The following is a 6,990-nucleotide window of genomic DNA, read 5'->3' on the forward strand; positions in this document are numbered from 1 at the left end:
TTATCGAGGATTGCGACAGGCCGGTCAAGATAGGGCGCCCGTGGAGAGGGGCCCGGGTCTTGATTGACAACCTGTCTCATATTTCAGTAATCGAGCAAAAACAGTTTATACTGAAATAGTCGGAGCCGCGGCGTGCTGTGACGCGGCTCCCAGGCGTTGCTGTACCGGAACGACACGACCTTCACCGCGAACGGAGTGAAGGCCGGCACGTCCCCTTTCTCACGTGGGAGGGGCCGCGCCGGGGTGCCGTGCCTTGCGGGCTGCCTCATCGCGGGGATGAGGCAGCCCGTGTTTTTTCGCGGCTCAGGCCCGTTCCACGCGGAGGCGCGCGGGCAGGCCATTGAGGCTGACCTCTTCTTCCTTGCCGGTGAGGCCCTCGGGGCCCACGAGGATGCTGGAGGCGAGCGTCTCCCGCGCAATCAGCTCCCGCGCTTCGTCCGTCACGCGCTTCACGCGCGCGTCGCCGTCCACCCAGAGCTGGATGCGGTCGGTGTAGCCCAGCTCCAGGTCCTTGCGCGCGCCCTGCACGCGGGCGAGCAGCTCGCGCACCAGGCCCTCATCCACCAGGCCTTCCGTCAGCTCGGTGTGGAGCACCACCACGCCCACGCCCATGCCCGCGGCGGCGTAGCCGGGGTTGGCCTCCACCAGCGTCTCCAGCTCCTCGGCGGTGAAGACCAGGTCCTCGCCGGCCACCGTCAGGGCCACGCGGCCCGTCTGGAGCAGCTCGCGGTGCAGCGCGTCGCCGTCGCCCGTGTCGAAGGCCTTGCGCACCGGGGCCAGCTTGGGGCCCAGCCGACCGCCCACCGCGCGCAGGTTGGGCCGGACGCGGAAGCGCACCACGTCCGCCTCCGGGCTGCCCGGCTCCACGAAGCGCACCTCGTGGACGTTCAGCTCGTCCGCGATGAGGTCGCGGTACACCGCCACGCGGTCCGTCAGCTCCTTGCGCGCCAGGATGACGTCCGCGCGCGACAGCGGCTGGCGCACCTTGAGGCGGTTGTCCGTGCGCACCTTGAGGCCCAGGGAGACCAAATCCCGCACCGCGCCCATCTCCGCCGCGAGCCCCTCGTCGATGAGAGACGCCTCCACCGTGGGGAAGCGCGCCAGGTGGACGCTCTCCGGCTGCGTGGTGGGCCAGGGCTTGCGCACCAGGTTGCCCCACAGCTCGTCTGCGAAGAAGGGGATGAAGGGCGCCGACAGCGAGGCGATGGTGGTGAGCGCCTCGTGGAGCGTGAAGTACGCGTCCTGCTTGTCCTGTTCGAAGCCCGGCGCCCAGAAGCGCGAGCGGCTGCGGCGCAGGTACCAGTTGGACAGCGCGTCCACCAGGGCCACCATCCGCTGGGCCGCGTCGTAGACCTGGTAGGTGTCCAGCGCGCGGGTGACGTCGCGCAGGGTGAGGTGGACCTCCGACAGAATCCAGCGGTCCAGCACCGGCCGCGCCTTCACCTCGCGCCAGCCCTGGCTGCGGCGGATGGCCTCCCACGGCGAGTCGGACGCGTCCGCGTTGCCGGCCGCGGGGTTGAAGCCGTCGATGTTCGCGTAGATGGTGAAGAACGAGTAGACGTTGCGCAGCTTGACCTGGAAGTCCTTCTGCAACAGCCGCACGTTGCTCAGCGAGTGCCGCGTGTTCGACCAGGTGGGGCTCGCCGCGTAGAAGAACCAGCGGAACGCGTCCGCGCCCGGCGCCTTGGCGGCGGGGTCCTTCAGCACCACGCGCTCGGAGGGCGCCAGCCGAGGCACCTCCACCGGCATGACGCTGGCGCCGCGCGCGGAGGGCGCCACGTCCAGCGCCTGCAAGTCAGCGGGCGCCAGCAGCAGCACGCGGCGCTTGAGCTTCTTGTGCGCCTTCACCGTCGCCGTGAGCGCCACGTCCGGGCGGTCCGGGCGGAAGAGCCGCACCTGGGCGCCCTCCTGGAGGTCCAGGCCCTCCAGGTCCTCGCGGGCGATGAGCGCCACGCCCGGCTCACCCGGCACGCCGGCCTCCGCGGCCGTGAGGACGGCGAAGTCCATGCGCACTTCGTCCAGGATGATTTCCGGCGGCGTGTAGTTGCCCTTGGACTTGGACTCCTTGCGGCCCTCCTTGTCGGAGACGTGGCCCAGCACGATGCAGCTCTTGTACGGCTGCGGCCAGCCGCGCAGGGGCGACAGGCCCATGCGCGCCTGCGTCTCCTCGTCGAAGAGGAGCGTGCTCACCATCAGCAGGGAGTAGAACCAGCCGCGCGTCTGGTCGATGGCCTCGGAGATGAAGTCCGCAGGGAAGGCGCGGTTGAAAATCTCCCGCGAGCCCGGCGCGTGCGGGAAGCCCCACTGCGCGAAGGGCATGCAGCCGGAGTCGAACCACACGTCCACGACTTCGGGCACGCGCTGGAAGCGCCCCGGGGTGCCGGGCTTCTCGAACGTCACCTTGTCAATCCACGGCTTGTGGACCAGGAGGTGCCTGGCGTTGGCCTCGTGCGGCTTGCCCGCGAGGAAGGCGTTCAGCTCCGCCTCCACCGCGGCCACGTTGTTGCCCGGCTTCTCGCGCAGTGCCTGGAGCGAGGGGACGGCCTCCACCTCACCGGTCTCCGAGTGGACCCACAGCGGCAGCGGCGTGCCCCAGTAGCGCTCGCGCGACAGGGCCCAGTCCACGTTGTTGGCCAGGAAGTCGCCGAAGCGGCCTTCCTTGATGTGCTCGGGCACCCAGTTGACGGCGCGGTTGTTGGCGATCGCCTCGTCCTTCACGGACGTGGTGCGGATGTACCAGGCGGGACGGGCGTACTGGATGAGCGGGTCGTCGTCCGCGCGCCAGCAGAAGGGGTACTCGTGCTTGTACTGCTCCGTGAGGAGGATGAGCCCGCGCTCCTTCAGGTGGCGCTGGATGTCCTTGTCCGCCTCCTTCACGAAGCGCCCCGCCACGAGCGGCACGTCGTCGGAGAAGGTGCCGTCCGGCTTCACCGCGCAGAACAGCTCCAGCGCTTCGGGCTGGGCGAAGCGGGCCTTGTCCTTGCGGAAGGCCTCGTAGTCGTCCTCGCCGAAGGCCGGGGCGATGTGGACGATGCCCGTGCCGCTGTCGAGCGTCACGAAGTCCGCGCCCAGCACGCGCCAGGCCTGCGCGTCCTCACCGCCGTCCTTCAGCGGCAGCCGCGTGTCGCCCGCGCGCTGGTGGTACTGCTCGAAGGGCGGCTGGTAGCGCTGGCCCACCAGGGCGCTGCCCTTCTGCGTGGCGACCACCGGCAGCTCTTGCTTGAGCTTCTTCGCCAGCGCCTCGCGCAGGGCCGCGGCGACGATGAGCTTGCGCTCGCCCGCGTCCACGGTGACGTAGTCCACGCCCGGGTTGACGGCCGCGTACATGTTGGACGGCAGCGTCCAGGGCGTGGTCGTCCACACCACCAGCGCGGTGTCCGGCGCGTCGCGCAGCGGGAAGGCGACGTAGACGCTCGGGTCGTCCACCGTCTTGTAGCCCAGGCCCACCTCCGCGGCGCTCAGCGCGGTGCCGCCCTGCGGCCACCACCACACCACCTTGTGGCCCTGGTACAAGAGGCCCTTGCGGTGCAGCTCCGCCAGCGCCCACCACACGCTCTCCACGAACTGACGGTGGTAGGTGACGTAGGCCTGGTTCAGGTCCACCCAGAAGCCGATGCGCTCGGTGAGCCGCTCCCATTCTGAGGTGTAGCGGAAGACGGACTCGATGCAGCGCTCGGTGAAGGGCTCCACGCCGTAGCGCTCAATCTCCGCCTTGCCGTGGATGCGCAGCTCCTTCTCGACCTCCACCTCCACGGGCAGGCCGTGGGTGTCCCAGCCGGCCTTGCGGGGGACGTAGTGGCCCGTCATCGTCTTGTAGCGGGGGAACAGGTCCTTGATGACGCGCGTGAGGACGTGGCCGTTGTGCGGCAGGCCGTTGGCGGTCGGCGGGCCCTCGTAGAAGACGAAGCTGGGGGCACCCTCACGCGTTTCGAGCGAGCGCTCGAAGATGCGGCGGTCCTTCCAGAAGGCCTGGATGCGGCGCTCGTCGGACGGAAAGTCCAGCTCCGCGGGCACCACGTCGAACAGGGAAGGGGGCGTTTCAGGCATGGTGCGGTGCTTGATAGCACCGCCCGCGCCGGGGATGGATGCCCGTCCTGTGAATCAGAGCAGCGGACAGAGCGGCCAGTTGCCACCACAGATGTCGCGTTCGATGTAGTAGCCCCAGTCCGGGCTGTAGAAGGCGTAGTGCGTCGGCCCGCTGCCGCAGGACACATACTGGGACCGGACCCGGCAGTGGATGTCCGGGTCGTACTCCGGATAGAGGGCCTGGGACGTGGACTCCGTCGCGGCGGGCTCCGCCGTGGCTTCGTCCAGGGCTCCACCGCAGCCCCCCATCAGCAGGGCGGCAAGGCACATCAGGGTCGCGCGATTCTGGGGCATGGGCCTCTCCTGAGACCGGCGTTTGTCGCCGGGGTGTCGAGTCTAAGCGGGGATGTTCTGAATTTCAGGGTGAGCCTGTTGACGCCCATGTATGTATCTTTCTAGGTTCTCGGGAGTTGAGAATTTCCGCACCCCTGGAATCGAGAGAGACATGAAGAGGCTGCTGCTCTGTGCCCTGTCGCTGGCTGTCGTGGTGGGCTGTTCCGATGCGCCGTCCGGGCAGCCCCTTGAACAGGAGGGCTTCCAGGTCCTCCAGCACGACGCGACGACGCTGGAGGCCACGTACGGCTCCGGGGGCGCGGTGGTGCGGATGCTCGCGGTGGAGACGCAGGCCAACGTCGTCGAGGTGACGTACGACTTTGGCGACCCCGTCATCGGATTCCACATCGACTTCAACCAGGGCGTGGGCCAGTTCACGCCGTCGGGCAGCCCGCTGGACGCGTCCCACGCGCACCTGCTCGCGTCGTTGTTGGAGGGGCTCGCCCACGAGCTCCCCGCGGAGGGCCGCACCCGCGTGGAGGAAGCCGCCGAGCGCCAGACGAGCTTCATGCAGATTGTCCCCGTGGGCGAGGTCCTCACGGCGTACGAGTACGTGTCCGAGCGCGGCTGGGTGCACCTCTCCTGCACCTGCAGCCGTCAGTACATCGGCTCCGGCTACTACCGAACGGTGGGCCGGGGCTGCGGCTGCACCGGTGGCTCGGGCAACGGCTGCAAGGGCCGCTGTGGCCAGGGCTGCGGCGTCACCAGCCTGCCGCGCTGCGTGGGCACCACGGCCTACACGCAGGACTGCGCCAAGCACGACTACGGCCTGGGCAGCTTCGCGGCGGCGTCGGATGACTATTCGTTCGCGCGCAACAACTGCAGCTGCAGCGGCGTGGGCTCTTGCAGTTGAAGAAGCGCGTCCTGGCAGGTGTGGCGCTGGCGCTGGTCGCCGGGATGGCCCTGGGCTGCAACCGGGCTTCCGGGCCCTGTCCCGATGGCGCGCGGCTCCAGGGCCGCGCGCCGCCCGACGGCGTCCTCCAGTGGTGCGCCCGGCCCGATGGCCAGAAGCACGGCCGCTGGGTGGAGTGGCACGCCACCGGGAAGCTGAAGACGGAGGGTGCCTACGTCGACGGGAAGATGGAGGGCCGCTGGGTCACCTACTTCGAGGACGGCGTGAAGCAGTTCGAGGGTGCCTACCGCGGCGGGCTCAAGCAGGGCCTGTGGACCCTCTACTACGAGGAGGGCCCGAAGAACCGCGAGGAGCTCCATCCGCCCGGCGCCGGTCCGGTGCAGTGGACCGCCTGGCGTTCGGACGGCTCGAAGTGGGCGGAAGGGACGCTGGCGGGGCACCGCTCGCAGGGCGCTTATTCGGAGTGGCACCCCAATGGCGCGCTGGCCGTGCAGGGCCAGTACGAGAAGGGGGAGAAGACGGGTGAGTGGAAGTACTGGGACGCCGCGGGCGCGGCCACGGACGTTCCGCAGGGCGACTTCGACAGCGAGTGACGTCACGTCCGCCGCAGTGGGGCTCCTGCTGGCGGCGGGCGCGTGTGGTCCTTCTGTCGTCCCCATCTCCCCGGAGCCGCTCACCCCGGCGCGGCGGGCCGTGGTGGGCGGAGCGCCCGAGCCGGGCTTCCCCTCGGTGGCCGCCATCGTCCCCGTCTCGCCCTTCTGTGGTGAGCCTGACGAGGCGGCTCGCGTGCTCTGCACGGGGACGCTGGTGGCGCCCCGGGTGGTGTTGACGGCGGCGCATTGCGTGGAGAACGCGGAGGCGCCGCGGGTCTTCTCGGTGGTGTTCGCCGCCGAGACGGCCCGCGCCTCCGCCGCGCAGCGCGTCCGCGTGGTGGAGGGCCGCCTCCATCCCGCGTGGCGTCCGGGCGTGAATGACGTGGGCGTGTTGATTCTCGCCAGCGATGCGCCCGTCGCTCCGCTGGCCTGGGAGGCGCGGGCGTTTCCCGCTGACGGCGTGGGGCGGCTGGCGCGGGTGGTGGGCTTCGGCGTGGACGGAGCCGGGGGCGCGGGGCTGCGCCGTGGCGGCCTGTCTCGGGTCACCTCGGTTGAAGCGGGCATGTTCTCCATCGAAGCGGCGCCGGCGATGTCGTGCGGCGGGGACAGCGGCGGCCCGGTGTTCATCGAACAGGACGGCTACGAGCGCTTGGTGGGGGTGACTTCGTTTGGCGACCTCAATTGCGCCACGGGCACGAACACCCGCGTCGACGTGCACGCGGACTTCATCCAGGCGGCCATGGACGATGCCTCACGAGGCGCGCGCGTCCGGACGCCGATGGACCCGGCCGTGGACGCCTGCGAGCAGCAGTGCCAAGCGCATGCGGACTGCCCCGTGAGCATGTCGTGTGCCGCGCGGGAGGACGGCACCCGGAGCTGCGCGGTGGCGGGGCTCGAGGCGGGCCACTTCGGGCCTTCATGCACCAGCGCGCAAGGCGAGCATCCGTGTGTGAAGGCGGGCTCGGCGTGTCGGCTGTGGCTGCCCTGCCCCAAGCAGCGGGATGCAACAGCGCAGGGAGGGTGCGCGGCGGCAGGGGGCGGAAATCCCAGCCTGCTCCCGCTGGTGCTCCTGGCCTGGGCCTGGAAACGCGTCCGTCGCCCGATGGGCGGGTCGTCCGCGAGCGC

At 70.1% G+C, this 6,990-nt stretch carries 5 protein-coding genes; 3 read left to right on the forward strand and 2 right to left on the reverse strand.

Features of this window, described 5'->3' with window-relative positions:
- Nucleotides 1–303: 303 nt before the first annotated feature.
- Both ileS and HV824_RS24675 read right to left on the reverse strand, forming a co-directional pair.
- The gene (gene ileS / locus HV824_RS24670) at nucleotides 304–4,047 is read right to left on the reverse strand and encodes an isoleucine--tRNA ligase (RefSeq protein WP_176424374.1); all 3,744 of its coding nucleotides are present in this window, start codon (nucleotides 4,045–4,047) and stop codon (nucleotides 304–306) included.
- 54 nt (nucleotides 4,048–4,101) lie between these two features.
- Complete coding sequence (locus HV824_RS24675) at nucleotides 4,102–4,380, reverse strand: hypothetical protein (RefSeq protein WP_176417233.1); 279 nt, start codon at nucleotides 4,378–4,380, stop codon at nucleotides 4,102–4,104.
- 151 nt (nucleotides 4,381–4,531) lie between these two features.
- Here HV824_RS24675 and HV824_RS24680 point away from each other — a divergent pair, with 151 nt between their 5' ends.
- From HV824_RS24680 to HV824_RS24690, 3 genes are all read left to right on the forward strand, one after another.
- Nucleotides 4,532–5,272, forward strand: coding sequence for a hypothetical protein (locus HV824_RS24680; RefSeq protein WP_176417234.1), 741 nt, complete (start codon nucleotides 4,532–4,534; stop codon nucleotides 5,270–5,272).
- Nucleotides 5,263–5,865: a toxin-antitoxin system YwqK family antitoxin gene (locus HV824_RS24685; protein WP_176424375.1), complete on the forward strand. Its 603-nt coding sequence runs from the start codon at nucleotides 5,263–5,265 to the stop codon at nucleotides 5,863–5,865. The genes HV824_RS24680 and HV824_RS24685 overlap by 10 nt, the downstream gene beginning before the upstream one ends.
- A 16-nt stretch (nucleotides 5,866–5,881) precedes the next feature.
- A partial coding sequence (locus HV824_RS24690) for a trypsin-like serine protease (protein ID WP_176424376.1) occupies nucleotides 5,882–6,990 on the forward strand: 1,109 nt, incomplete at its 3' end.

The sequence above is a fragment of the Myxococcus sp. AM009 genome (genome assembly GCF_013372605.1).
GTDB classification, from domain to species: domain Bacteria; phylum Myxococcota; class Myxococcia; order Myxococcales; family Myxococcaceae; genus Myxococcus; species Myxococcus vastator.

Excerpts from the sequence above, each read along its gene's own strand:
- ileS (WP_176424374.1), bottom strand. The coding sequence starts at position 4,047 with ATGCCTGAAACGCCCCCTTCCCTGTTCGACGTGGTGCCCGCGGAGCTG.
- HV824_RS24675 (WP_176417233.1), bottom strand. The coding sequence starts at position 4,380 with ATGCCCCAGAATCGCGCGACCCTGATGTGCCTTGCCGCCCTGCTGATG.
- HV824_RS24680 (WP_176417234.1), top strand. The coding sequence starts at position 4,532 with ATGAAGAGGCTGCTGCTCTGTGCCCTGTCGCTGGCTGTCGTGGTGGGC.